At 66.8% G+C, this 26,608-nt stretch carries 21 protein-coding genes; 11 read left to right on the top strand and 10 right to left on the bottom strand.

What is annotated here, in order from left to right; genetic code table 11:
• The first annotated feature begins 124 nt into the window (after positions 1-124).
• The 3 genes from dxs (at position 125) to BKA23_RS08745 (ending at position 4,720) form a co-directional block, all read left to right on the top strand.
• Complete coding sequence (dxs, locus tag BKA23_RS08755; RefSeq protein ID WP_145227328.1) at positions 125-1,999, top strand: 1-deoxy-D-xylulose-5-phosphate synthase; 1,875 nt, start codon at positions 125-127, stop codon at positions 1,997-1,999.
• Positions 1,996-3,033: a phosphotransferase gene (locus BKA23_RS08750; protein WP_145227326.1), complete on the top strand. Its 1,038-nt coding sequence runs from the start codon at positions 1,996-1,998 to the stop codon at positions 3,031-3,033. The genes dxs and BKA23_RS08750 overlap by 4 nt, the downstream gene beginning before the upstream one ends.
• Positions 3,034-3,160: 127 nt before the next feature.
• Entirely contained in the window at positions 3,161-4,720 is a 1,560-nt protein-coding gene (locus BKA23_RS08745; protein ID WP_246104531.1) for a DEAD/DEAH box helicase, read from the top strand.
• Positions 4,721-4,878: 158 nt separating this feature from the next.
• Here the strand turns inward: BKA23_RS08745 and BKA23_RS08740 are convergent, their stop codons facing one another.
• The 6 genes from BKA23_RS08740 to BKA23_RS08715 form a co-directional block, all read right to left on the bottom strand.
• Positions 4,879-5,631 (bottom strand): glycerophosphodiester phosphodiesterase family protein, encoded by a 753-nt coding sequence (locus BKA23_RS08740; protein WP_145227322.1) that lies wholly within the window; start codon positions 5,629-5,631, stop codon positions 4,879-4,881.
• A gap of 24 nt (positions 5,632-5,655) precedes the next feature.
• Positions 5,656-7,185, bottom strand: a complete 1,530-nt coding sequence (locus tag BKA23_RS08735; RefSeq protein ID WP_145227320.1) for a helix-turn-helix domain-containing protein — start codon at positions 7,183-7,185, stop codon at positions 5,656-5,658.
• Between the two features lie 126 nt (positions 7,186-7,311).
• Positions 7,312-9,450, bottom strand: a complete 2,139-nt coding sequence (locus BKA23_RS08730; RefSeq protein WP_145227318.1) for a 3-hydroxyacyl-CoA dehydrogenase NAD-binding domain-containing protein — start codon at positions 9,448-9,450, stop codon at positions 7,312-7,314.
• Positions 9,447-10,676 carry a thiolase family protein gene (locus BKA23_RS08725; RefSeq protein ID WP_145227316.1) on the bottom strand — a complete coding sequence of 410 codons (1,230 nt, stop codon included), beginning with the start codon at positions 10,674-10,676 and terminating at the stop codon, positions 9,447-9,449. Before BKA23_RS08725 ends, BKA23_RS08730 begins: the two co-directional genes overlap by 4 nt.
• Before the next feature lie 51 nt (positions 10,677-10,727).
• The gene (locus BKA23_RS08720) at positions 10,728-12,002 is read right to left on the bottom strand and encodes an HRDC domain-containing protein (RefSeq protein ID WP_145227314.1); all 1,275 of its coding nucleotides are present in this window, start codon (positions 12,000-12,002) and stop codon (positions 10,728-10,730) included.
• Positions 11,999-12,586 carry a DUF3000 domain-containing protein gene (locus BKA23_RS08715; RefSeq protein WP_246104530.1) on the bottom strand — a complete coding sequence of 196 codons (588 nt, stop codon included), beginning with the start codon at positions 12,584-12,586 and terminating at the stop codon, positions 11,999-12,001. The genes BKA23_RS08720 and BKA23_RS08715 overlap by 4 nt, the downstream gene beginning before the upstream one ends.
• A gap of 129 nt (positions 12,587-12,715) precedes the next feature.
• Here BKA23_RS08715 and BKA23_RS08710 point away from each other — a divergent pair, with 129 nt between their 5' ends.
• From BKA23_RS08710 to hemE, 3 genes are read left to right on the top strand one after another with little or no spacing between them, the layout of a single operon-like run.
• On the top strand, positions 12,716-13,507 hold the full coding sequence (locus BKA23_RS08710) for an isocitrate lyase/PEP mutase family protein (protein ID WP_145227312.1): 792 nt from the start codon (positions 12,716-12,718) through the stop codon (positions 13,505-13,507).
• Positions 13,508-13,509: 2 nt separating this feature from the next.
• Positions 13,510-14,349 carry a DMT family transporter gene (locus BKA23_RS08705; RefSeq protein ID WP_145227310.1) on the top strand — a complete coding sequence of 280 codons (840 nt, stop codon included), beginning with the start codon at positions 13,510-13,512 and terminating at the stop codon, positions 14,347-14,349.
• Between the two features lie 31 nt (positions 14,350-14,380).
• Positions 14,381-15,427, top strand: coding sequence for a uroporphyrinogen decarboxylase (gene hemE / locus BKA23_RS08700; RefSeq protein WP_425473761.1), 1,047 nt, complete (start codon positions 14,381-14,383; stop codon positions 15,425-15,427).
• Positions 15,428-16,416: 989 nt separating this feature from the next.
• Here the strand turns inward: hemE and BKA23_RS08695 are convergent.
• On the bottom strand, positions 16,417-17,367 hold the full coding sequence (locus BKA23_RS08695; protein WP_145227308.1) for a quinone oxidoreductase family protein: 951 nt from the start codon (positions 17,365-17,367) through the stop codon (positions 16,417-16,419).
• A gap of 81 nt (positions 17,368-17,448) precedes the next feature.
• Here BKA23_RS08695 and BKA23_RS08690 point away from each other — a divergent pair, with 81 nt between their 5' ends.
• Complete coding sequence (locus tag BKA23_RS08690; RefSeq protein ID WP_145227306.1) at positions 17,449-17,901, top strand: MarR family winged helix-turn-helix transcriptional regulator; 453 nt, start codon at positions 17,449-17,451, stop codon at positions 17,899-17,901.
• Positions 17,902-17,938: 37 nt separating this feature from the next.
• On the opposite strand, the gene yczE is transcribed toward BKA23_RS08690, so the two are convergent.
• Positions 17,939-18,658, bottom strand: coding sequence for a membrane protein YczE (gene yczE / locus BKA23_RS08685; RefSeq protein ID WP_145227304.1), 720 nt, complete (start codon positions 18,656-18,658; stop codon positions 17,939-17,941).
• A gap of 60 nt (positions 18,659-18,718) precedes the next feature.
• Here yczE and yczR point away from each other — a divergent pair, with 60 nt between their 5' ends.
• From yczR to hemQ, 3 genes are all read left to right on the top strand, one after another.
• Positions 18,719-20,134 (top strand): MocR-like transcription factor YczR, encoded by a 1,416-nt coding sequence (gene yczR, locus BKA23_RS08680; protein WP_145227302.1) that lies wholly within the window; start codon positions 18,719-18,721, stop codon positions 20,132-20,134.
• Between the two features lie 90 nt (positions 20,135-20,224).
• Positions 20,225-21,604, top strand: a complete 1,380-nt coding sequence (hemG, locus tag BKA23_RS08675) for a protoporphyrinogen oxidase (RefSeq protein WP_211841630.1) — start codon at positions 20,225-20,227, stop codon at positions 21,602-21,604.
• Between the two features lie 42 nt (positions 21,605-21,646).
• A complete protein-coding gene (gene hemQ / locus BKA23_RS08670) occupies positions 21,647-22,366 on the top strand; it encodes a hydrogen peroxide-dependent heme synthase (RefSeq protein ID WP_145227300.1) in 720 nt (239 codons plus the stop codon).
• A 70-nt stretch (positions 22,367-22,436) separates the two neighbouring features.
• Here hemQ and msrB read toward each other — a convergent pair whose 3' ends face one another.
• Positions 22,437-22,859 (bottom strand): peptide-methionine (R)-S-oxide reductase MsrB, encoded by a 423-nt coding sequence (msrB, locus tag BKA23_RS08665; RefSeq protein ID WP_145227298.1) that lies wholly within the window; start codon positions 22,857-22,859, stop codon positions 22,437-22,439.
• Positions 22,860-22,950: 91 nt separating this feature from the next.
• Positions 22,951-25,347 (bottom strand): lamin tail domain-containing protein, encoded by a 2,397-nt coding sequence (locus tag BKA23_RS08660; RefSeq protein WP_145227295.1) that lies wholly within the window; start codon positions 25,345-25,347, stop codon positions 22,951-22,953.
• A 132-nt stretch (positions 25,348-25,479) separates the two neighbouring features.
• Between BKA23_RS08660 and BKA23_RS08655 the strand changes: the two genes are divergently transcribed.
• Positions 25,480-26,580, top strand: a complete 1,101-nt coding sequence (locus BKA23_RS08655; protein WP_145227294.1) for a DNA polymerase domain-containing protein — start codon at positions 25,480-25,482, stop codon at positions 26,578-26,580.
• Positions 26,581-26,608 lie beyond the last annotated feature (28 nt).

The following is a 26,608-nucleotide window of genomic DNA, read 5'->3' as shown; positions in this document are numbered from 1 at the left end:
CAGGAGGCGGTTGGCCGAGCCGCCGCGCCGCATCCCGTCGCTTCGCCGTCACGGCCCCGCGCCGCGTAGACTCGACCGACCCCGACAAGCGTCGACCCGGCGCGCGGAAGGAACTGACGACACCGTGGGACTGCTGGACTCGATCACCTCACCTCGAGCGCTGAAGGAACTGCCGGAGGACCGGCTGGACGACCTCGCTGCCGAGATCCGGTCTTTCCTCGTCGAGTCCGTGTCCAAGACCGGCGGCCACCTCGGCCCGAACCTCGGCGTCGTCGAGTTGACCATCGCCATACATCGCGTCTTCGACTCACCCAGCGACGCGATCGTCTTCGACACGGGCCACCAGTCCTACGTGCACAAGCTCATCACCGGCAGACACGATTTCTCCAAACTCAAGAAGCAGGGCGGCCTTTCGGGCTATCCGTCGCGCGCGGAATCCGAGCATGACGTCGTCGAGAGTTCACACGCATCGTCGTCGCTGTCGTGGGCGGAGGGCATCGCCAAGGCGCGGGTGCTGGCGGGGGAGTCGCAGCGGCATACGGTCGCGGTGATCGGTGACGGCGCATTGACCGGCGGTATGGCGTGGGAGGCGCTCAACAATGTTGCCGTCGAGCGTGACCTGCCGTTGGTGATCGTGGTCAACGACAACGAGCGTTCCTACGCTCCGACGATCGGCGGGTTGGCCGACCACCTGGCCGCGTTGCGCACGACCCGCAGCTACGAACGGGTGCTCGACTGGGGCAAGACCACCCTGCACAACACGCCGGTGGTCGGTGAACTGCTGTACGAGACGCTGCACGGCGTCAAGAAGGGCGTCAAAGACATCGTCGCCCCCCAGCAGGGGATGTTCGAGGACCTCGGCATGAAGTATGTCGGGCCGGTCGACGGCCACGACGAACCCGCGGTCGAGCAGGCGTTGCGCCGCGCGCGTGCGTATGACGGCCCGTGCATCGTGCACGTGATCACCCAGAAGGGCCGCGGCTATCAGCCGGCACTGGACGACGTCGCCGATCACATGCACGGCATCGGCAAGATCAACCCCGAGACCGGTCTGCCGTTCGAAGTGTCGGGCCGTATCTGGACAGACGAGTTCAACGACGAGATGGTGCGCCTCGGCGCCGAGCGTGACGACCTGGTCGCGATCACCGCGGCCATGATGATCCCGGTCGGTCTCGACGGTTTTGCTGCGGCATACCCGGAACGTGTCGTCGACGTCGGCATCGCCGAACAGCACGCAGTCACCATGGCTTCCGGGCTCGCGTTCGGCGGAATGCATCCGGTCGTCGCGGTCTATGCGACCTTCCTCAACCGCGCTTTCGATCAGTTGCTGATGGATGCCGCGCTGCATCATGCCGGTGTGACCTTCGTGCTCGACCGTGCCGGGGTGACCGGGTCGGATGGCCCGTCACACAACGGCATGTGGGACATCTCGATCTGCTCGATCGTGCCGGGGCTGCGCCTGGCAGCGCCACGCGACGGGGAGCAGGTGCGCCTGCAACTGCGTGAGGCCGTCGAGGTCGACGATGCACCGACGGTCCTGCGTTTTCCCAAGGGCGACGTGGGTGACCCTCTGTCGGCCGTGCGACAGCACGGTGCGGTCGACGTGCTGCACGACGCCGAGCAGCCGGACGTCTTGCTCGTCGGAGTCGGGTCGATGTGTCCGACCGCTCTCGGCGTTGCGGAAAAGCTTGAGGCGCAGGGACATTCGGTGCTCGTCGTCGACCCGCGCTGGGTATTGCCAGTGTCCGCCGACGTGGTCTCGTTGGCCCGATCGGTCGCTCACGTCGTGGTGATCGAGGACAACCTGGTGACCAGCGGCATCGGTGTTGCCGTCGCACAGACGCTGCAGACCGAGCGGGTGCCGGCGGCGGTGCATACCTTCGGCATACCGAAGCAGTTCCTCGATCACGCATCCCGGGGCCAGGTGCTCGAGGCGATCGGCCTGACTCCTGATGTCATTGCCACCGAGGTGATGTCGCGCCTTTCGGCGCAGGAGTGAGGGACCCCGCTGTCGTCGGCGACGGTGGGTCGGCATCGGCGCTGTGGTCGTCGGTGCGGTGGCGGCAGGCGGCCACCCGGTGGATCGACGAATCCCTGGAGCGTCGTGGTCTGACGCGGATTCCCGTCACCCCACGCCAGCCGAGAGTGCGGCCGTGGTCCACCCAGTTGGTGGTCGACACCTCCGCCGGGCGGGCGTGGTTCAAGGCGGCACTTCCCACGTCGCCTCCAGAGTCGGCGATCTACGCAGCGCTCAGTGCCGTCGCGCCGGACCTGCTCCCGCCGGTCTGGGCCGCCGATGAGGAGCGCCGGTGGTTGCTCATGCCCGATCAGGGACCGCAGTTACGGGACGTCGCCGATACCGAATCCATCACCGGTCTCTGGTCGTCGGTGTTACGCAGCTACTCCAGGTTGCAGCGAGCTTCGGTTGCTGTCGTCGATCAGGTCACGCGTGCGGGGGTTCCGGCAGCGTGGCCACACCAGCTGGTCGACAGGTGGTTCGCGGGTCGTGGCGCCGGGCACACGGATCTGGAACCGGTGCTGCGCGATGCCGCCGATCGACTGGACTCGTTGGGTCTTCCGCTCACTATCGAGCACGGTGACCTGCACGCCGGGAACGTCTTCTGCGCCGACAACACCGCAAAGGCCGCGCACGACGCGCGGTTCTTCGACTGGGGCGACGCGTATGTCGGAAACCCGTTGTGTTCGTTGCTGATTGCGCTGCGCGGACCGTCATACCACTTCGGGCTGCCACCCGATCCCGAGCGGGATGCGCGGTTGTTCCGCGCGTACGCCGCCGGCTGGGCCGACGTCGTTCCGGCATCTTCGTTGCTGGCGGCGCTGGATGACGCAATGCTGATCGCCCGGCTGGCGCGGGTGTTCGCGATGGAGGCTGCGCTGGTGTCGGCGACGCCGTACGAGGTTACGACATGGGCGCCACGGGTCGTCGATCCGACCGTGGACGAGGTCGTCGAGGTGGCGCTGAGACGCGCTGGACGGATTGGCGATTCGGGGATTTCGAGAGCTGACCGCTAGACTGGAGTCATCCACTCGTCGAAGTTCTCGCCACGAGTTGATCCGCATGTCGAGCACGCTCCATGCGCAGCCCCCTGAGATCAGGGAACAGGCTGGTGAGGCGAGACACCGCACAGATAGTAGTGAATTGAGCTCATCTTTCGACGCCATCGGCGTCCCTGCACGACTTATCGATGTCCTGAAGACCCAGGGCATCACGAATCCCACACCTATCCAGGCCGCGACGCTGCCGGACTCCCTCTCCGGTCGTGATGTTCTCGGTCGTGGCCGTACCGGTTCTGGCAAGACCTATGCGTTCGCGCTGCCGGTCGTTGCTCGGCTCGGCGAGAGCAACCGCCGCCCTGCGCCGAACAAGCCGCGCGCGCTGATCCTGGCCCCGACGCGTGAGTTGGTCACCCAGATCGAGACGGCCATCGCACCGCTCGCTGCGACTGCCGGCCTGAACACGCTGACCGTCTTCGGCGGCGTCGGACAGAACCCGCAGGTGCGCGGATTGCGTTCGGGCGTGGACATTCTCATCGCCTGTCCCGGGCGGCTCGAAGACCTCATCAGCCAAGGGCACTGCTCCCTTGCGGCGGTCGAGGTGACCGTGCTCGACGAGGCCGACCACATGGCGGACCTGGGCTTCCTGCCGGGCGTGCGGCGTCTGCTGAAGCAGACACCGACGGGTGGTCAGCGCCTGCTGTTCTCGGCAACGCTGGACAAGGCCATCGACGTGCTGGTGCGCGAATTCCTGCGCAAACCTGTGACGCACGAGGCGGATTCGGCGCAGTCGCCGGTCGCCAAGATGAGCCATCACGTGTTGCACATCACCCGTGAGCTGCGTCTGCCGGTGCTGGTCGACCTTGCGTCGGCGCCCGGGCGGACGGTTGTCTTCACTCGCACCAAGTATGGCGCCAAGGCGTTGGCGCGGCAGCTGAACAAGAGCGGTGTGCCCGCCGTCGACTTGCACGGCAACCTCGGGCAGAACGCACGCACCCGCAACATGGCCGCGTTCCACTCCGGTGAGGCCAGCACGCTGGTCGCCACCGATGTCGCAGCCCGCGGCATCCACGTCGACGATGTCGCGCTGGTCGTGCACGCAGACCCGCCGGCAGAGCACAAGGCTTACTTGCACCGTTCCGGTCGCACCGCACGGGCGGGTGCCGAGGGCACCGTCATCACGTTGATGACCGACGACCAGCGAAACGACGTACGCAGTCTCGCCAAGGCGGCCGGCATCAAGCCCGCGACCACCAAGGTCGACAGCGCGCAGCACCCGGTGCTGCGTGAGTTGGCGCCGGGGGAGCGGGTGCTCGTCGACGGTGGGTATGTCGCACCCGTCACGCCTCAGCAGCAGGCTCAGAAGCCCGCCGGCTCTGGTGGTGGCGGTCGTCGTCGGGGTCGGTCAGGCGGCTCAGGTTCGGGCTCGGCTCAGCCGCAGGGAAATTCGCAGTCGTCCGGCCGCGGTCGGTCTGACGGTGGTCGATCCGGCGGCGACAACCGTGGTCGTAGCGGCTTGGGTGGTGGCAACGGCACGGGCGGTCGAGGCGGCTCGGGCGGTCGCGGCGGTTCGCAGGGGTCGCGCTCGGGTGCGCCGACCGCAGCGCGCAACGGCGGTCGAGGCGGCCAGCAGCGTGGTGGCCGCGGCAATGGTGGCGGCACCGGACACTCGGCAGCTGGTTTCAGCTCGGGTCGCTCGCGCTGACCTTGCAGACATGACGATGGGCCGGCGGATGTTGCCGGCCCATCGTGCGTTGCTCGCTCGTTTTACCTCTCCACATTCGACACTGTGGCGGGCATAGCAGCCCCATCGTCGAATATCGCGGTTGTCGAAGCGTTTGGTGGATGCTCGATCGGCGTAGCTCAGACCCACTGATTGCGTTGCTGGAGAACGTCTTTGAGCACGTCCGAGCGGTCGGTGATGAGGCCGTCGACCCCCAGGTCAAGCAGGCGGTGCATGTCGTCGGGATCGTCGACGGTCCACACGTGCACCTGCACCTCGCGAGCGTGCATCGACCGGATCAGCCGCGCGGTCACCAGCGGTCGCGAGCCCACCCGTTGCGGGATCTGGATGCAGTCGACGCCGAAAGCACTGTGCACCAACGGAATCCGGCCGATCGCCAGTGCACCGGTGGTGACGGGACCGGCCGATGTCGCGGTCGGCCGGGTCAACTGGCGCAGTACCGACCGGCGTCGCCGATCGGAGAACGAGGCGATACACACCCGGTCGTGCGCCCCATGCCGTTCGATCGCCTCGGCAAGTGGCTGCACAGCACCCGCGGCCTTGCAATCGATGTTGATCCGCAACTCCGGCCAGGTTTCCAGCAATTCGTCGAACGTCGGAATTGGTTCAGTACCAGCAATTTTCGCCTCCCGCACCGCCGACCATGGCAGATCGGCGATGACGCCGGTGCGGTCGGTGACCCGATCGAGCGTGGAGTCGTGGAGGGCCAGCAGCACTCCGTCGCTGGTCGCGTGGACGTCGGTCTCGACATACCGGAAGCCGAGGTCGACAGCTGCCGCGAAGGCTGCCATCGAGTTCTCGAGCCCGGTGCGGGAAAAGCCCCGGTGCGCCATTGCCAGCACACCGGGGCCGTCCAGATACGCGGTCTTCATTGTGCGGGCAGCTGCCTGCTGCGCTCAGATGTCGCGGAACGTCTGGATGTTGGCGCCGAGTTTGTTCAGCCGGGAGTCGAGTTCCTCGTAGCCGCGGTCGATGACGTAGATGTTGCGCAGCACGGAGACGCCGGGCGCCGCGAGCATCGCCAGCAGGATGACGACGGCCGGTCGCAGCGCGGGCGGTGACATGACCTCGGCTGCACGCCACCGGGTCGGGCCGTCGATGAGCACCCGGTGCGGGTCCATCAGCTGCACCTTCACGCCCAGCGGCGTGAGCTCGGTCAGATAGATGGCGCGGTTCTCATAGACCCAGTCGTGCAGGGTGGTGCGCCCGTCGGCATAAGCCGCGATGACGGCGAAGAATGGCAGGTTGTCGATGTTGAGCCCGGGGAAGGGCATCGGGTGGATCTTGTCCTTCGGAGCGACCAGCGGACCGGGCTCAGTCGTGAGGTCGACCAGTCGGGTCTTGCCGTTGGCGGACTTGTACTCCTCGCTGAGGTGGTACTTCATGCCCATGCCCTCAAGCAGCGTCAGCTCGATCTCCATGAACTCGATCGGCACTCGGCGGATCGTGATGGTGGACTCGGTCACCACCGCTGCCGCGAGCAGCGTCATCGCCTCAATGGGGTCCTCGGACGGGTGGTACTCCACATCCACGTCGATCTCCGGCACCCCGTGCACCTCGAGGGTGGTCGTGCCGATGCCGTTGATCCGCACGCCGAACTTCTCGAGCATGAAGCAGAGATCCTGCACCATGTAGTTCGGGGAGGCGTTGCGGATCACGGTGGTGCCGTCATACAGCGCGGCGGCGAACAAGGCGTTCTCGGTGACGGTGTCGCCCCGCTCGGTGAGGATGATCGGCTTGGTCGGGCGCACGTTCGGGTTGACCGTGGCCTCGTAATAGCCATGGGAGGCAACGACATTCAGCCCGAAGGCCTGCAGTGCGTGCAGGTGCGGCTCCACCGTGCGCGACCCCAGGTCGCAGCCACCGGCGTTGGGCAGCTTGAACTGGTCGAAACCGTGCAGCAGGGGGCCGAGGAACATCAGGATGGTGCGGGTGCGCCGCGCTGCCGTCTCGTCCATCGCTTCCAGGTTGAGGCGCGCCGGCGGGACGATCTCGAGGTCGCTGCTGTCGGGCAGCCAGCGGGTCTTGACGCCGATGGAGTTGAGCACCTCGGTGATCCGGTTGACCTCCTCGATGCGCGCCAGGTTGCGCAGGGTGGTCTTGCCCTTGTTCAACAGCGAGGCGCACAGGCACGCGACGGCGGCGTTCTTGGAGGTGCGCACGTCGATCTCGCCGGACAGTTTGCGACCGCCCTGAATCCGCAGATTCAGCGGCGTCGAGGACGCCACCGCGACGACTTCGGTGTCAAGCGCCTCGCTGATGCGGGCCAGCGTCTCGAGGCTGAGGTTCTGTTTGCCCTGCTCGATGCGGGCGACGGCGCTCTGCGAAGTCTGCAGGGATTGGGCCAACTCATTTTGGGTGAGCTTCTTGTGGCGGCGTGCGTCGCGGATCAGCGTCCCGACGCGGACGAGGTAGTCATCAGCCATGCCGAAATTGTAGATCACATATGAGATGCACGGTGAACTCAGCCTGTGTGTCGCCACGCACCGGTCCACCGTGCATCCCAGGTGTCGCCGCCGTCGTCGACAGCGAATTGCCCTGTATGACGGGGCTCAGCCCGCGGTTGCGGCCTCCGGAACGCTTGCGACCCCGCGCGGCAGGAATCGCCGTCCGGTGACCTTCTCGGAGATGCCCGAGCGGTCCAGCAGCGGAGTGACGCCGCCGTTCCAGAACGGGAAGCCTGCACCGGTGATCATCGCCAGATCGATGTCCTGCGGCCCCTGCACCACGCCCTCGTCGAGCATCCGACGGATCTCGTCGGCCAGCGCCTCCAGGGCACGCTCGCGCACCTGCTCGCCGGTGAGCACGACCGGGTCGGCGGGTGCCTCGAACAGCGCGAGCACCTCGGGGTCGATGGCGCCGTCGCTGCCGTAGAAGCTGGGGATCTTCGCTTCGACGACCTTGGCAAGGTTCGGCGACGCGCTGAACCGCTCCGGGAAGGCCGCCGCCAGAGTCTCGCTGTTGTGTAGGGCGATCGCCGGACCGACCAGGCTGATCAGCATGAACGGCGGCATCGGGGTCAGACCGGCGAAGGCCTGCTCGACGACCGAGATCGGCGTGCCCTCGTCGACGATGCGCCCTGACTCACCCATGAACCGCCCGAGCAGTCGGTTGACCACGAAGGACGGCGAGTTCTTGACCAGGATGCTGGTCTTGCCCAGACCGCGCGAGGTCGCGAACGCCGTTGCCAACGTTGCGTCGTCGGTCCGGTCGCCGCGGATGATCTCCAGCAACGGCATCACCGCGACGGGGTTGAAGAAGTGGAAGCCGACGACCCGCTCGGGGTGCTTCAGGTCGGCCGCCATCTCGGTGATGTCCAGCGAGGAGGTGTTGGTCGCCAGCACGCACTCCGGAGTGACGACGTCCTCGACCTGCGCGAAAACGGTCTTCTTGACCGACATCTCCTCGAAGACGGCCTCTATGACGAAGTCGGCGTCTGCGAAGCCGTCCTTGCTGGTCGAACCGGTCACCAGAGCCTTGAGCCGGTTGGCTCCGTCGGCGCTGACCCGGCCCTTGGCCGCGAGCTTGTCGACCTCGTCGTGGACATACGCCACGCCCTTGTCGACCCGCTGCTGGTCGAGGTCGGTCATGACGACCGGCACCTTCAGCCGGCGCGCGAACAGCAGCGCCATCTGGCTGGCCATGAGGCCCGCACCGACGACGCCGACCTTGGTCACCTTGCGCGCAAGGGACTTGTCGGGTGCGCCTGCCGGCCGCTTGGCCCGCTTCTGCACCAGATCGAATGCGTAAAGACCCGAGCGCAGTTCGTCGCTCATGATCAGATCGGCGAGGGCTTGGTTCTCGGCCTCGAAAGCCTCCTCGCGGGTCGCCGTGCGGGCCAGGCGCATCAATTCGATCGCGCGGTATGGCGCAGGCGCGGCCTTGCCGGTGCGCCCGTCGGCGTCGGCAGCAGCCTTGTCCAGCGGAGCGTTCCAGGCGGCCTCGTCGTCGGTGTCGACCGGCGTGCGCTCGACCGTCTCGGAGCCGGCGATGACCCGGTCGGCGAACGCCAGCGAGTCCTCCAGGAAGGTCACCGGCTCCAGCAGTCGGTCCGCCAAGCCCAGGGCGAAGGCGTCCTTGCCCTTGATCATGCGGTTCTGCGACAGCGGGTTGGTCACGATCAGCTTCGCCGCGCCCTCGGTGCCGATCAGCCGCGGCACCAGGTAGGTGCCACCCCATCCGGGGACCAGTCCGAGGAAACACTCCGGAGTCGCGTACGCCGGGACATCGGAGGAGATGGTGCGGTAGTCGGCATACAGCGCGATTTCCACGCCACCGCCCATCGACGCGCCGTTGATGAAGCCGAAAGTCGCCACCGGCAGGTCGGCGATTCGCGAGAACGTCTGGTGGCCAAGCCGCGCGATCTCAAGAGCCTGCTCACGCGTGGTGATCGCTGGCACGCCGGTCAGATCGGCACCGACAGCCATGATGAACGGCTTGCCGGTGACACCCACGCCGACGATCTCGCCGGACGTCGCCCGCTGGTGCAGGGTGTCCAATGCCGCAGCGAGCTCCGAAAGGCCCTGTGCACCAAAGGTGTTCGGCTTGGTGTGGTTGAAACCGTTGTCCAGGGTGATGAGCGCGAAGGTGCCGCTCGGCAGCTGGATGTCGTGCACGTGCGCGTGCGTGACGACCTCGTCGACCTGGGGCAGTCCGGTCGTGCCCTGGGTGGTCTCGGTGGTGGTGCTCATCGGGCTGCTCCTTCGGTGACACTGCTGACGTAGTCGGGGTGGTGCGGGTTCTCCCAAATCACCGCTCCGCCCATGCCGATGCCGATGCACATAGCGGTCAGGCCGTAGCGCACGTCGGGGTGCTCGGCGAACTGACGTGCCAGTTGCGTCATCAGGCGCACGCCGGAGGACGCGAGAGGGTGGCCGGTGGCGATGGCACCGCCATACTCGTTGACCCGCGGGTCATCGTCGGCGATGCCGAAGTGGTCGAGGAAGGCCAGCACCTGCACGGCGAATGCCTCGTTGAGCTCGAACAGGCCGATGTCCTCGATGCCGAGACCGGCCTTGGCGAGCGCTTTTTCGGTGGCGGGCACCGGGCCGATGCCCATGACCTCCGGCTCGACGCCGACGAAGGCGTAGTTGACCAGGCGCATCGCGATCGGCAAACCGATTGCGGTTGCTGCATTTTCGGATGCCAGCAGGCAGGCGGTCGCGCCGTCGTTGAGGCCGGCCGCGTTGCCGGCGGTCACGTTGCCGTGCGGACGGAAAGGCGTCTTCAGCTGCGCGAGGTCGTCGACGGTTGTGCCGGGACGCGGCGGCTCGTCGGTCGTGGCCAGGCCCCAACCGTTCTCGGTGTGCCGCGTGGCGACCGTGATCAGGTCGGGCTGGATCCGGCCGTCGGCATACGCCTGAGCGAGTTTGTTCTGGCTGCCGACGGCGAAGGCGTCGCAACGCTCCTTGGTGATGTGCGGGAAGCGATCGTGCAGGTTCTCGGCGGTCTCACCCATGACCAGCGCCGAGGGGTCGACGAGCTTCTCGGCGATGATGCGCGGGTTCGGATCGACGCCCTCACCCATGGGGTGACGGCCCATGTGCTCGACGCCACCGGCGATGCCGATGTCGTAGGAGCCGAAGGCGATGCTCGACGCGGTGTTGGTGACCGCTGTCATCGCGCCGGCGCACATCCGGTCGATCGAATATCCCGGAGTCGACTTCGGCAGCCCGGCCAGCAGACCCGCCACGCGACCGAGTGTCAGACCCTGGTCGCCGATCTGGGTCGTGGCGGCGATGGCGACTTCTTCGACCTTGGCCGGATCGAGGTCGGGGTTGCGGCGCAGAAGTTCACGAATGCATTTGATGACCAGGTCGTCGGCGCGGGTCTGGGCGTACATGCCCTTGTCCCCGGCCTTGCCGAACGGTGTGCGGACACCATCGACGAAGACGACCTCAGAGAGCGTGCGGGGCACGATGCCTCCCGAGAGAGCGAACGAGTTGACGAACTCACTCTAACCCGGTTGTTACTCGTCGGTAACAGGGGCCGTCGTCGGCGCTTCGAGGATGAGTGGAGTGACGATGTCCTGCTGCCATTGCCGTGCCCCGAGATCGCTCAGCTGGGTGCGAATCACGCTCTCGTCCAACGTCTTCGGAGCTCCCCAGAGCGCCCGTCGCAGGGTGTCAGGGGTGATCAGATTCTCCAGCGGGATCGTGCGCTGCTCGCTGAGTTCGGTCAGCTGTTCGCGGACGTAGGTGAGGCGGGCGGAGGCCATCGGGTCGCGGTCGGCCCAGACCCGAGGTGGCGGCGGAGAGTCGTTGCGAACGGTGGCCGGTGGCAGTTGCCGGTCGGTGAGTTCGTTCACGCGACGTATGGCGCTCAGCCACTCCTCGGCATGGCGCTCGATGCCGCGGTGCGCGATGCGCGCCCTGCTGCGGGAGGCCGGCCGCTCGCTGGCGCCGGCAGCGCGCAATGCCTCCGGAGTGGTCGGCGCCAGGTTGGCCAGGACCACGATCAGGTAATCCGGCAGGACGCGACCTGGTGCCGTGTCGTTGGCGGCCGCGATGCGATCACGGGTCAGCCACAGCTCGCGCACCCGCGCGATGGCCCGACGATCCCTGATCTTGTGCATGCCTGAGGTGCGCCGCCACGGGTCGGTGCGCACCGGAGGGCCGGTGAAATGGGTCAGCGCCGCGAAGTCCTGCAGGGCCAGTTCGAGTTTCTGTTGACCGGCCAGATCGGCATACATCGCGTCGCGCACCTGGACGAGCAACTCGACGTCCAATGCGGCATACGTGAGCCAGGGTTCGGGCAGGGGTCTCGTCGACCAGTCGACCGCCGAGTGCTCTTTTGCCAGCGAGATGCCCAGGTAGTTCTCGACCACCGCGGCGAGGCCGACGCGTGGCAGTCCCGCCAAGCGGGCACCGAGCTCTGTGTCGAACAGGGCCGTGGGATGGAGGCCGAGTTCGGCCAGGCACGGCAGGTCCTGTGTGGCCGCGTGCAGCACCCACTCCGCGTCGCCGATGGCGGTCTGAATGGGGGACAGGTCGGGCACGGCAATCGGGTCGAACAGGAAGCTGCCGGAGCCTTCGCGTCGCAGCTGCACGAGGTACGCACGATTGCCGTAGCGGAACCCGCCGGCGCGTTCGGCATCCAGGGCAACTGGGCCGGTGCCTTCGGCGATCGCCTCGGCGGCGGCTACGAGTGCACGTTCGCTTTGTATGACGTCCGGCACGCCCTCGGCCGGTTCGGTCAGGACCGGCACGTCGGATGCCGGTGGCGGAGAGTCCGCCGAACTCATCGACGTTGGCCGGGAAGGGCTACGACGCCCTCGGGCAGGGGCGGCAGCCCCGCAATGGTGCACAACAGATTGGTCCACGCAGACAAGTGGTTGCCCAGGTCGATGCCGGTCGGCGTCCACGAGGCGCGGACCTCGAGGTCGACCGTCGTGACGTTGTCGGCCAACGACCCGAAGCCCTCAGAGATCACCCGGGTGACCGTGCCGGCCTCGGCCCGGAATGTCGCGTCGCCATCCGCCAACGAATCGGTGAGCCAGCTCCAACCGACCTCTCCGAGCAGCGGGTCGGTGCCGGTCTCGGCGTCGATCTCGGCGCGGGCGAACGTGACGATGCGCCACGAACCTTCCCAGGGCTCAGGGAAACTCGGGTCGTGCAGCACCACGAAACGGCCCGATGCGAGCTCCTCGTCGGCGTCGTCGGGAGCGCCGAGCACGTCGACCGACATCGCGACCGAATGGGGCGCGATGCGACCGGGGGAAGGCACCTCGGTGAGCCGAAGCTCCGGACGCAGTCGCACCGTTTGCAGGCAGGCGACCGCGTGCTGGAAGTCGGCAGCGGCGTCGCCGCTGATGTTTCTTGTTGCCACGTCCGTAAGAGTAGGTCGTACATGCCTTCGATGCCGGGAGGCCGGCATCGGCGGGTCGCGACAGTCGTCCAGTTCAAGGATGCGACCGATCCGGCGGGTCCGAGGCGCGATGCGTGACAGCATGGTCCGATGCTCACCATCGCTCGTCGGCAGTTCGCTGATCTGCATCGTCACGGGACCTTCGTCATACCGAACCCGTTTGATGTCGGATCGGCGAAAGTGCTTGCCAGCGCTGGATATCCGGCACTTGCGACGACGAGTTCCGGGCTCGCAGCGAGTCTCGGCAAGGCCGACCAGCAGGTGAGCCTGGACGAGTTGTGCGCTCACGTGACTGCACTCACCGACGCCGTGGACGTGCCGGTGCAGGTCGACGCCGAGGCCTGTTATCCCCACAGTCCAGGAGTCGAACACACGGTCGAGGCGCTCGCGGACGCCGGCGCCGCCGGAGTGTCGATCGAGGACTACGACCCGGTGGCGGGGGTCGTGCTCGATCTGCCCACGGCGACCGAACGTGTCGGCATCGCCGCGCAGGCGGCACACCGTCACGGCATGCTGCTGATCGCCCGCGCCGAGAACCACCTGTATGCCGCAGGCGACGTCGACGACACCGTCACGCGGCTGGCGGCCTTCCGGGCGGCAGGTGCGGACGTCCTGTATGCACCGGGTGTCGTTGCCGCCGCTGACATCTCGCGGATCGTGGCCCTCGGTGCACCAGTGAATGTGCTTGCGATCGCAGGCATTCCGAGTGTGCGCGACCTCGCGGACCTTGGTGTTCGCCGCGTGTCAACCGGGGGAGCCTTGGCATGGGCGGCGTACGGTGCGCTGCTGCGGGGAGCTGACGAGTTGCGGGACCAGGGAAGCACCGGTTACCTCGCGGGCGCGCTGCCGGCCGAGCGTCGCGCGGTCGTCTTCGGCGGCTGAGGATGATCGCTCTTCTTGCGCTCGCCTCGAGCGCCGCATGGGGCACGTCCGACTTCTGCGGCGGATTGTTCAGCAGGCGGTATGCCGCAATGCGGGTGGTCGCGATCTCACAACTGGGTGGGTTGATCGCGATCTCGGTGGTGTTCGCCGCGACAGTCGCGATCGACGGCCGGCCGTCCGGGCCATGGTTCGGTTACGGGCTGTGCGCCGGCGTCTGCGGGTGCATCGCACTGTCGTGCTTCTATGCAGCGCTGTCGGCCGGCACCATGGGCGTCATCTCGCCGATCTCGGCGATGGGGGCGCTCGTGCCGGTCGCGATCGGCTTCGCAACCGGCAATCACGTGACCATCGTCGTCGGAGTCGGTATGGCGGTCGCCCTCATTGGCGCTGCGCTCGCATCCGGGCCCGAGCTGTCCGGTCAGGTCAGTCGGCGACCGGTGCTGCTGGCGGTGGCAGCTGCCGTCGGCTTCGGGCTCACGTTCTTCTTCCTCGACCGCGGCGGAGCAACCAGCGTCGTCGGCACGTTGTGGGCGATGCGCTTGGCCAGTGCCTGCGTGTTGTTCACGACCTGGCGGGTGCGGCCGAAACTGGCTGGCGCGACGTCGATTCCGCGCCGCACGATCCCGCTGGTCATGGCAGTCGGCTGCATCGACCTGAGCGCGAACGGACTGTTCGCCCTCGCGTCCTCTCGCGGCAGCCTTGCCGTCGCGAGCGTGCTCGGCTCGTTGTATCCGGTGGCGACGCTGGCTTGGGCGCGATTCGTGTTGCACGAGAGGCTGCGCGGCATACAGCTCGTCGGTGTGGGCTTGGCTGTCCTGGGAGTCGCACTGGTGGCGTCCTGAAGCCCAGCGGAAGCGTGCGAGGATCGGCCACGTGACTTCGCCTGTGACAGACCCCCGAGACAGTGACCTGGTTCGAGCAGCACGTGGACTGCCGGTCAGTCGGACGCCGGTGTGGTTCATGCGTCAGGCCGGACGTTCGCTGCCGGAATACCGCCAGGTGCGTGCCGACGTGCCGATGCTGCAGGCGTGCCGCACTCCCGAACTCGTCTGCGAGATCACGATGCAGCCGGTCCGGCGCCATGGCGTGGACGCGGCGATCTTCTTCAGCGACATCGTCGTGCCGCTTGCCGCGGCCGGTATCGACGTCGACATCGTGCCCGGTGTGGGGCCGGTGGTCGCCTCGCCGGTGCGGACCCTCGCCGATGTCGAAGCGCTGCCGGAGCTGTCCGCCGATCAGGTGCAGGACATCGCCGAAGCCGTGCACCTGCTGCGCGGTGAACTCGGGGGCACCCCGCTCATCGGATTCGCCGGGGCGCCGTTCACCCTGGCCAGCTATCTGGTCGAAGGCGGCCCGTCGCGCAATCACGAGCGGACCAAGGCGATGATGTATGGCGCTCCCGAGACCTGGAATGCGTTGTGCGCCAAGCTTGCTCGCATTTCTGGAACATTCCTGCGGGTGCAGGCCGAGGCGGGCGCGTCTGCGGTGCAACTGTTCGACTCCTGGGTCGGCGCGCTGTCGTTGCGCGACTACCTGCGGTTCGTGCAACCCCACTCGCGTGACGCGCTCGCGGCGGTGGCCGACCTCGACGTGCCGCGGATTCATTTCGGTGTCGGCACGGGGGAGTTGCTGGCCGCGATGGGTGAGGCCGGTGCCGACGTCGTGGGGGTGGATTTCCGCATCCCCCTCGACGAGGCCGCCAAGCGGATCGGCCCGACATACAGCGTGCAGGGCAACCTCGACCCGGCGCTGCTCTTCGCGCCCTGGGAGCCGTTGTCGGACGCGATCGACGAGATCGTGGCCGCCGGTCGATCTGCGCGTGGGCACATCTTCAACCTCGGCCACGGGGTGCTGCCGTCGACGGATCCGGGCGTGCTGACGCGGGTGGTCGAACGGGTGCGCGAGATCTCGGTCCGCTGAGGTCGGGGCGGCGCGGTTCGCTGGCCGACGTCATACAAAAGTCGCCGATGCGGCGCTTTGTGACTGCGCTGCCCAACATAAGTCGCCGATGCGGCGCGTCGAGGTTGTGCTGCCCAACATAAGTCGCCGATGCGGCGCGTCGAGGTTGTGCTGCCCAACATAAGTCGCCGATGCGGCGCGTCGAGGTTGTGCTGCCCAACATAAGTCGCCGATTCGGCGCGTCGAGGTTGTGCTGCCCAACATAAGTCGCCGATTCGGTCGAGTTTGGCGCCTCACCGGTCACCTGGTTCACGCTGGCTTCTGTAGTCACACATAAGTCGCCGATGCGGCGCGTTGAGGTTGTGCTGCTGTGCTGATGTGTTCCTCGCGCGCTTGGCGTTCGTCGTGAGATGTCGTTTCTGGTCGCTACCTGTTCCGCGAGATGTCGAGAATGGTCGGAACCAGTGACGAGCGCCGACAAATGACGACATCTCGTGGCACCGGGCCACGCCACCCGCGCCACGTGTGCCCAGAGACAGAAGTCGCCGATGCGGCGCTCGGTGATTGCGTCGTCACACATAAGTCGCCGATGCGGTCGAATTGAGCGCCTCACCAGTCACCTGGTTTACACTGGCCTCTGTAGTCACACATACGTTGCCGATGCGGCAGTCACACATAAGTCGCCGATGCGGCAGTCACACATAAGTCGCCGATGCGGCAGTCACACATAAGTCGCCGATGCGGCGTCGAGGTTGTGCTGTTGTGCTGGTGTGTTCCTCGCGCGCTTGGCGTTCGTCGCGAGATGTCGTTTCTGGTCGCTACCTGTTCCGCGAGATGTCGAGAATGGTCGGAACCAGTGCCGAGCGCCGACAAATGACGACATCTCGTGACGCCGGACTCCGCCCAAAGATCGCTGTCGAGGCTACGGCCAAGACGCCAGCGATGATGCGGACTGGTGGACCGCCGAAGGACGACGAGAGTTCGATGAGACCCTGACCGGCGCTTGACGGTCAGGGCACCAGGACGATGCGACCGTTCGCGTCGTCGGCGGTCCATGCTGCGGTGACCTCGCGAAGCGGCACCGCGCTGGCATCGACGCGGAGTGAACCCGACACAATTTCTGTTGCCAATGCTGGCAATTGGGCCATGTAGTCGCTCGGTGTGATCGACCCCTGGCCGCTTCCCACGAGCTGCAGCCGCACAGCACGGAAAGCTGCCGACGGGATGTTCGCAGTGAGGCCACCGACCGAACCGATCTCGATCCAGGTGAGCTGGCGGCCCGGATCCGAACGACGCGGCACCATCGCGGTCATGGCCGCGACGGTGTTCTCGCCCCAGACATAGTCGATGACGACGTCGACGTCGGCAGCGAGTTCGGCGAGGCGATCTGCGGTGTCATCCGCGCCGAGGCGGATCGTCTCGGTCGCGCCGAGGGCAGGCAGCTGCGCCAGTTTCTCCAAATCCCGCCCGGCGGCGACGATCTTGCCGGCTCCGAACAGCTTCGCGATGCGGACGGCCATCTGCCCTGAATTCCCGGTCGCGCCGAGGATCAGCACGTCCTGACCCGGCTCGAAGGAGATGCGCTGACGCAATGCCACCCATGACGACATCGCCGGATTCATCGCTGCGGCGAGTGCGACGGGGTCGATGTCCTCGGGCAGTATGACGCTGCGTCGTGCGTCGATCACCGTCTGCTGAGCCATCGAGCCCATCGTCGTGGTGGGGAGCAAGAAGTAGCGCAGACGACCCTCGGTGTCCCGTCCGACCCCGTCGATACCGGGCACGAGGGGCAGGTGGTCGGTGCTGGTGTAGTGCGAGCCCGCTGCCTGCGAGCGCACGCGTTGGTGAAGCCCTGCGGCCAGGACGTCGACCACGAGGTCGTGCTCGGAGCGAGGTTCCGGGGCGTCGATCTGGCCGAACTGCGGCGGCTGGTCGAAGCGGGTGACGACGGCGGCATCCATGAAGTGATTCTCCTTGATTAGGTGGTAACACCATACACAACTAGATGTGATTACCAACTAAATAGGGATACGCTGCCAGCCATGTCCGACGACGAGTCGCCGAAGGCTTCCGATGACGCCGGGGCGATGGCTGCCCCCGATCAGCCGCTGATCGACGCATTGGTGCAGGCGTCCTTCCTCACGATGGGGGTGCTCAATCGGGTCGCCGCGGCGCATGACCTGTCGCTGACGCAGTTGAGGGTGCTGGCGATTCTGCGGGACCGTACGACGACTGTGGGCGAGCTTGCCGGCTATCTGGGCTTGGACAAGTCGACGGTGTCGGGGCTGGTCGCCCGGGGTGAGGCGAGGGGTCTACTGCAGCGCAAGCCCAATCCGCACGATCATCGCGGCGTGCTCGTGTCGCTGACCGCGATCGGCCACCGTGTCATCGCCGAGGGCGTCAAGCAGGTCGCCACAGGACTGGCACCGACCTTGAATCGCCTTGATTCGCAGGAGACCTCGCGTTTGACGGCGCTGCTCATGCGGTTGTTCTGACGCACCGAGTCCCACATGGGGGTGGGTCCTGCTTCTCTCATGGCTGGTCTGATCCGGCCGTGTCCGCAGACACGCCACCGTCGCCCAGGCGCACGATGCACCACGGCAGGAACAACTGCACAAGGGGTCCGATTGCCACGGCGTAGACGATGGTGCCAATGCCGACGATTCCGCCGAGCAGCCAACCGATCACCAGGACCGACAGTTCGAGTGCTGTGCGCACCAGTCGGAGTGACAGCCCGGTGCGGCGGTGCAGCCCGGTCATCAAGCCGTCGCGAGGACCTGGCCCCAGCTGGCTGCCGATGTAGAGCGCGCCTCCAAAGCCATTGATCATCAACGCAATTGCGAACATTGCTGCTCGTGTCCAGATGCCCTGTGCGTTCGGTATGACGACGAGCGCGATGTTCGTGGCGACGCCGATCCAGACTGCATTCGTGATGGTGCCCAGGCCGGGCCATTGCCGCAACGGGATCCACAGGAGAAGCACCGGAATGCTCACCAGAATGACTGCGGTTCCGAGGTCGAGTCCGAGGTGCCGGGCGATGCCGTAATGAAAGACGTCCCATGGGTCCAGTCCGAGGTGGGCGCGGACGAACATCGCCATCGCCACGCCGTACAAACTCAGGCCGGCGAACAGTTGCACCAATCGGCGCGGCATGCGACCGGCGCGCAGTTGCTGCCGCGGGGAGAGTGCTGCCAACTGCGCCCCCGTGCGTGCGATACCCCGGGGCCGGCGGGCAAGAGTGGCGATCGGCATACGTCCATCCTGAATCAAAGTGGCCTTGCTTCAAAGAGCCACTTGCCCGACAGTGGCCTCATGTCCGCTGTGACCGATCGCCGCGTGTCGGCGCCCCACCTTGTCCGTCTGCTAGGTCCAGTAGATCCGAATATTCCTGCATACCAATGGATTTCAGATAGCATCCGGCTCCTGATCGCCGATGGCAGACTGCTGCACGACACGAGACTTCCCAGCGAGCGCGATTTGGTGACTGCGCTCGCGCTCAGCCGCACGACGGTGACGCACGCGTACGCAATTCTGCGTGACAAGGGGTATGCCCAATCCCGACAGGGGTCGGGCACGGTCGTACGAGTGCCGGGTGGTCCCGCGTCTGGCGGCGGAGAGCCCCTACCACTTGCCTCGCTCGACGACGGATCCGGCGATGTCATCGACCTGACGCATGCATCCCCTATGGCCGTCCCGGGGCTCTCCGTTGCGTATGCCGAGGCTGTCGACCGTCTGCCTGCCTTCGTCGGCGGTGGAGGCTACTTCCACCTGGGCGTCCCGCAGCTGCGCGAGCAGATCGCTTCCGGCTATCGGGCGCGCGGGGTGCCCACCGATGCCGAGCAGATCATCGTCACGGTCGGCGCTCTTGGTGGCCTGGCCGCGGTCTTCCGGGCCCTCGTTCGTCCTGGCGACCGGGTAATCGCGCAGAGTCCTGGATACCCGAATTCTCTTGGTGCGCTGAGCCATTCGGGTGCACGAGTGGTGCCTGTGACCGATGACGGCGCGGGAATCGAGCAACTGCTGGACACGATTCATCGCTCGGGTGCCCGGGCGATGCTCGCGATGCCGGACTTCCACAACCCCACCGGTGTGGTGTGGTCGGAGGACGAGCGTGCCCGCGTTGCCGCGGCGTGGCGTGAGCGCGGAGTGATCGGCATCGTGGACGACACCACGGCGCGTGTGTGGCTCGATGCGGAACCGCAGGTGCGGCCGATGGCGGCGCATTCCGCCGACTGCGTCAGTGTCGGGAGTGCGTCCAAATCCCACTGGGGCGGTCTGCGGATCGGTTGGATACGTGCTCCGCACAACGTGATAGGCGCGATCGCCCGCGCGCGGCTGAGTTTGGATCTGGGCGCGCCCATCCTGGAGCAACTCGTCGTTGCCCAGTTGCTGCGAGAGTCCGACGGGCTCGCCGACAGCGTGCGCCGGCAACTGATCGCGTCGAGGGAAGCGCTCCTCGAATTGGCGACGGCGTGTCCTGGATGGCGCACGCGCGTGCCCGAGGGCGGACTGTCCTTGTGGTGGCAACTGCCACAGCCGAAGTCATCGGCGCTTGTGACGGCGGCTCGGCGTCACGGCATCCTGCTCGCGCCGGGCTCTGCCTTCGCGGTCACCGGCCACGGGCTGGAGAGATGGGTGCGCACGCCATACGGTCTGGATGACGTGACGCTCCGGCGCGCAGTGCCGATCATCGCGCAGGCATGGGCCGAGGCGAAGACTGGCCGGTAGGTGCGAGCGTCCGACGCCAAGACCCTGCGCGAGGAGCCCGAGAAACGATCTACTACAATGTGTAGTAATTCAAGGTGAAAGGCTTCCGACATGGTGTCGATCGCAATCGTTGGCGGGGGAATCGCGGGTCTGGCAGCTGCATGGCAGCTGAGTACCCACGCGGACAGCGTCGAGGTCATCGTGCTCGAAGGATCCGGCACCGCTGGGGGCAAGTTGCGCAGTGCAGTCGTCGGCGGTCAGAGTGTCGATGTCGGTGCCGAATCCGTGCTCGCCCGTCGCCCTGAGGCGGTGCAACTCTTGCAGGAGCTCGGCCTGCCGACGGTGCACCCCGACCGCGTCGGCGCGAGCATCTGGAGCCGAGATGCGTTGCATCCCATGCCTGCCGGGACGCTGATGGGTGTCCCAGGCAAGCCCGCGGACCTCGAAGGTCTGCTGAGCGAGGATGAGTTGGCGCGGGTGGCCGACGAGCACAGCGTCTCGGTCGACGGCGACGTCGCCATCGGTGTGCTCATCGAGCGCGCACTTGGTTCGGCGGTCGTCGACCGGCTGGTCGAACCGCTGCTCGGCGGCGTGTATGCCGGACACGCGCGCGAGCTGTCTGCCCGTGCCTGTATGCCGGCGCTCTTGACCGCCGCGGACACAGGCGAATCGCTGACCGCCGTGGCGCGGCGCGTGTCCGAGGCCTCGACCGCGCGCGCAGGTGAGCCTGTCTTCGCCAGCATCGAAGGCGGACTCGGCCAACTGCCATCCGTGCTGGTCGCTGCTCTGCAAGAGCGCGGCGTCAGCATCCGACTCGACACGCCCGTCACCGAGATCGCTGTGGAAGGATCCGGCTGGCGTCTGCAGGCAGGTGGACCGGTGCGCGACGAGTCGCTCACTGTCGATGCGGTCCTGTGTGCCGTGCCTGCTGCCCCGACGGCGCGGCTCCTGCGTAGCGTTGCGCCGGATGCCGCGGCGGCGCTCGCCGACATCGACTACGCCTCGATGGCGCTGGTCACCTACGCCTTCCCGAGTGCCGAATCAGCAGCATTTGCAGGCAGTTCCGGCTTCCTGGTGCCGCCTGTCGACGGGCGCAACATCAAGGCGTCCACCTTCAGCAGCAGCAAGTGGCCACGGCTGGGGCAGGCGCGACCAGACCTCACCTTCGTCCGCGTCTCCTTCGGTCGGCACCGCGAGGTCGCGAGCCTGCAACTCAGCGACGCTCATCTCGCATGGGACGGACTGGCCGACCTGCGCAAGGCGCTACCAGGCCAGGTCCCCGCACCGGTCGCGGCGCACGTCCAGCGATGGGGCGGGGGACTGCCGCAGTATGCCGTCGGCCACGTCGAGCGGATCGCCGGTGTGCGGGAGTCGCTTGCGGCATACCCGACGCTTGCTCTCGCCGGCGCGGCCTACGACGGGGTCGGGATCCCAGCCTGCATCGGCTCCGCACGAGCCGCCGCCGACCAACTCATCGCCGCGCTGCGCTGACCCGGCACACCACGACTTCACCCACCCGGAGAGGATGACGACATGACCGAACAGGAAACCCAGCGACTTCGCCCAGGGGCTCGCACCATCAACGAGATCAACGACACGCTGCGCTACACGATGTATTCGGCGTTCAAGGTGACCCGCGAACTGCCCTCTGATCGCAGTGAACTCGTCGTCGAGGCGCAGCAGTTCCTCGCGGAGCTGGGGGAGCAGGACGTCGTCGTCCGAGGCCTGTATGACGTGGGCGGGATGCGCGCGGACGCCGATCTGCTCGTCTGGTGGCACGCGCCGCGCATCGAGTTGTTGCAGGCCGCCTACCGCGGGTTGCAGCGGACCGGTCTGGGCCGCCACCTCGACCCCGTCTGGTCGAATGCCGCCGTGCACCGGCCGGCGGAGTTCAACAAGTCGCACATCCCCGACTTCCTGGTGGATCCGAACCCCAAGAAGTACCTGTGCCTGTACCCGTTCGTGCGTTCGTACGACTGGTATCTACTGCCCGACGACGAACGCCGCACGATGCTGAAGGACCACGGTATGGCCGCTCGTGGATACCCGGATGTGCGCGCCAACACCGTCCCGGCGTTCGCTCTGGGCGACTACGAGTGGCTGCTCGCATTCGAGGCCGACGAGTTGCACCGCATCGTCGACCTCATGCGCGACCTGCGCGCCACCGAAGCCCGGCGGCACGTGCGCGAGGAGATTCCGTTCTTCACCGGGCCGCTGGTGGAACTGAGCGCGTTCGTCGACCAGCTTCGCTGATCGGCACCGGCCGCCGGCTGTCCGGCCGCCCGAGCTGACCGGCCCGCGATGCGAGCCGGTCAGCGGGTGCTCACTGCTGTGCGGACGGCTCGAGCCGTAGCGACACCGAGTTGATGCAGTAGCGCTGGTCGGTGGGTGTGCCGTAACCCTCGCCCTCGAAGACGTGGCCGAGGTGTGAGCCGCAGGTGGCGCAGCGCACCTCGGTGCGCACCATGCCCATCGAGCGGTCGCTGATCAGTTCGACGTTGTCGTCGGCCGACGGCGCATAGAACGACGGCCAGCCGCAGTGGCTGTGGAACTTGGTGGTGCTGCGGAACAACTCCGCTCCGCACGCGCGACACGAGTAGACACCCTCGGTCTCGGTGTCTGTGTATTCACCGGTGAACGGTCGTTCGGTGCCGGCGCCGCGCAGCACGGAGTACTCCTGCGGGGACAACTCCTCGCGCCACTGCTCGTCGGACTTGTTCACCCGGTATGCCGCCTGCTCGCCCATCACGACTCCTTACGCATCGAAAGCATCGTCATACGTGCGCAACGCACAGGGCCGGCCGGAGCTTCCCGACCGGCCCTGTGAACGCCGGCGATTACTTCAGGGTGAGCTTCACGACCTGCGGGTCATGGTCGGAATCCTGGTCGTAGAACTCGGAATTGGTGTGCACGACCTGGTACTTGTACTTCGCGGTGAGCGAGGGGCTCAGCAGGATGTGGTCCAGCACCTGGCTGTTGCCCTCGTAGTCGTAGGTGTAGCGCTGGTTCACTGGCAGCGTGCGCGGCAGGTCGGTCAGCGCGGACTTGCCCGAGCCGACCAGGATGTCAGCGGTCTGGCTGAACTCGAAGTCGTTCAGATCGCCCAGCACCACGACATTGGCAGCGGAGTTCGCCTTGAGCAACTGCGAGACGAAGGTGCGCACGATCGTCGCCTGCGCGTGCCGCTGGGCTTCGGAGGTCCGCACCGGCTGTTGGTAGCGCCCGGTCAGCGGGTCGTCGCCGCCCTTGGAGTTGAAGTGGTTGGCGACGACGAAGATCGGCGTTCCCTGCCACAGGAACTCACCGACCAGCGGCTTGCGGGAGCTGGACCAGGCCGAGTCGGTCGGGTCGAGACGGCCGGGCGAGAAGGAGATCGAGGTCGCGGCGCCCTTGCCGGTGACCTGCGTCGAGTTGGTCGCGGTGCCACCCGCCTTGTGCACGAACGCCATGCCACGATCAGACCGGTAGATGAAGACCTGCCGGATGTTGCCGCCCGGCTGTCCGCCGTCGGCGTCGTTGGTGGGGTTGATCCAGACCGCCGTGTATGACGGGCCGCCCGCCGCGGTGATGGCGGAGATGAGCTTGTCGGTGGTCTGGGTGGAGTCAACCGTGCCATCGTCGGTGGCGCCGCTGTTGTCCTGAATCTCTTCCAGCGCAACGACATCCGGTGCAGCGAGGTTGTGCACGATCTGTGCGGCCAGCCGGTCGAACTTGGTCTGCGGGTCGCTGGGCGCGAGGTTCTCGACGTTGAAGGTCGCGATGGCGGCCTGCTTCTTGGTGGCCGCCGCGGTGACATCGCGGACGGTGCCACCGGACTTCAGCGTGCCGACCTGGGTGGCGAGCAGGTCGTATCCGCCGAAGCTGTAGTCGACCACACCGACGGTTGCACCGGCATACGTGTCTCCGACCGTCGCGGGGGCGACAGATCCCTTGGGCAGCAGCGCGTCCGACAGCGTCAGGCGCATCGCGTTCGGCTGGCTGTAACTGCCGTAGATGACACCGCCGTGCGGGGTCTTAACGACATTCTTGGTGTTGCCCGCGATGATCGGGGTCTCACCGTAGGAGGTGTTGGTCGGTCCGACGGCTCGTGCGTCGTTCTCCTGAATCCTCATGCCTTCCAACGACTCCCAGAAGTCCAGGGCGTTGGTGGCGGGATACAGCGAGAGGTTGTCGACGTTGCCGGGGTTGCCCGACTCCACCGTCTGTGCGGGGGGAACCAGGCCCTTGGAGCCGATGACCGCGGGCGCCGGCAAGGCGTTGCCCGAGCTGTCGACGGTGACCGTCGGACTGGTGAGTTCGGTTGTCGTCAGGTTGGTGGTGCCCGTCGAGCCGCCTGGGCGGAACTCGGCTACGGTCCCGGCCGCGGTGACGGCGTCACCGACCTTCACCTTCGCGGCCGAGGTGGAGCCGTAGACGTACAGGCCCTCACTGGTGCGCGGGTCCTTGTCGGGGGTGGTCGACTGGATCCAGAAGCCGGCGGAGCCGTTCTTGGCAGTCACCACACCCTTGACCTCGGTCACCTGCTTGCCGACCAGAGGGGACTGGAATCCGGTTCCCTGCACCTGTTCGATCGTGGCGGGGTCGCCGGTGGGCGGTGTGATCGGACCCGTGCCGCCGGTGCCGCACTGGCCGATCGGCGCCGAGGAATTCAGCGGCTGCGGCGCGATCGCGGTGAAGTCGGTGGCGTTGTCGTCGGTGTCGACGCAGCCCGAGGTGCGCGAGGCGGCGGTCGTGTTCGACAGCGCCGGTGCGGGGGAGCCTTCGACATACGTCGAGGTGACGGCGCCGTAACCGACCGTGTCGACCGTCGTGGAGCCGTTGGCGAGTATGACGCTGCCGCTGGTGCCGGACAGGTTCAGCGTTCCGGTCGCCTGCGGCGTCGGCAGGTCGGCGGCAGTGGTGCTCGCACCGGCGCCCTCCTGCACCAGGTAGTGCGCGCCGGCCGCGATGCTGCCGCTGAGTGCGGTGGAGCCGCCTGCGCTCCCGGCCGACGATCGGTAGCTCACACTCCAACCGGTGAGGTCTACAGCGCTGGCGCTCTTGTTGTAGAGCGAGATGTAGTCGTTCTTGTACGGTGCGCCGCTGTTGCCGCCACCGCCGAAGACCTCGGCGATGACCAGACCGGAGGACGCTGCGTGGGCTGGTGCAGGGGCCAGGCAGATCGTCATACCTGTGGCGAGTGTCGATGCCGCAAGCATCGTCACCAGCCTCACACGCTTGACCGGAAGACTCATGGGGCAACCTCTCAGATTAAACTCGGGGTGTTTTGAACTTGGGACTGTAGGGGTTGCCGGCGCTGTTGTGGGGTTTAGCGGCTTGCTGTCGGATGAACAGCACGGAACGTATGCCGGCGGTATCGTCCGGACATGAGTCCGAGCAAGGCGACGACGGTGTCGGTGCCGACGAAGAGCGAGCCGCGTGAGGTGCGCGTCTCGAGTCCGGATCGGGTGGTCTATGAAGCGACCGATCGCACTTCGGAGGTCAGCAAGCTGCAGGTGTGCGAATACTTCGCTGCCGTGGGCGATGCCTTCATGGCCGCCAACGGTGACCGCCCGGTGGCGTTGGAACGCTGGCCCAGCGGGTGGCGCGAAGGTATGAAGCTGACGGTCGGGCCGGCAGCACAGCAGCAGGGGGAGGGCTTCTATTCAAAACGGTTGCCCAAGGGCGCGCCGGACTGGATCGAGACCGTCCGCGTCACGACTCCCAACGGTCGACCGATCGACGAGTTGTGCCTGACTGAGCCCGCGGCAGCGGTCTGGGCGGCGCAGATGGGCACGCTGACATTCCACCCGTGGGCGGTGCGGGCGGGCGACGTCGAGCACCCCGACGAATTCCGCATCGACCTCGACCCGCAGGAGGGCGCAACTTTTGCGGATGCGCAACGGGTCGCCGACGCGAGCCGGGAATTGTTGGCGGAACTGGGGATTCGCGGGTTTGCCAAGACGAGCGGCAACCGTGGAATCCACATCTACGTCCGCATCGAGCCGCGCTTCGGCTTCGACGAGGTGCGGCACGCGGCGATCGGCTTCGGCCGTGAGCTGGAACGCCGCGGCGTGGGGGCCACCACCAGGTGGTGGAAGGAGGAGCGTCCGGCGGGATCGATCTTCCTGGACTTCAACCAGAATCTGCGCGACCGGACCGTTGCGGGCGCCTGGTCGCTGCGACCTCGGCCGGGTGCGCCGGTCAGCACGCCGATGTCGTGGTCACAACTGGCCGACGTGACCGACCCGCGTGACTTCAACGTGTTCTCGGTGCCGGAATACCTGGCCGACGGAGATCCGTGGGCGCAGATCGACGACGTCGCGCACTCACTCGAACCGTTGCTCGAGTTGTGGGAGTCGCTGCCGGGCGGAGAGCTGAACTTCCCGCCGGACCACCCCAAGATGCCGGGTGAGCCGCCTCGGGTCCAACCGTCGAAGAAGGTTGCCGGCCATTGGGATTCGGACGGCAACAAGCTCGACGGCTGACGCCACGATTCCCACATGTGTCGCCGCA

This window comes from Rudaeicoccus suwonensis, assembly GCF_007829035.1.
In the GTDB taxonomy this organism is placed as follows: domain Bacteria; phylum Actinomycetota; class Actinomycetes; order Actinomycetales; family Dermatophilaceae; genus Rudaeicoccus; species Rudaeicoccus suwonensis.
Note: the sequence above shows the minus strand (reverse complement) of the source record. Positions and strands in the feature narration are given on the sequence as shown.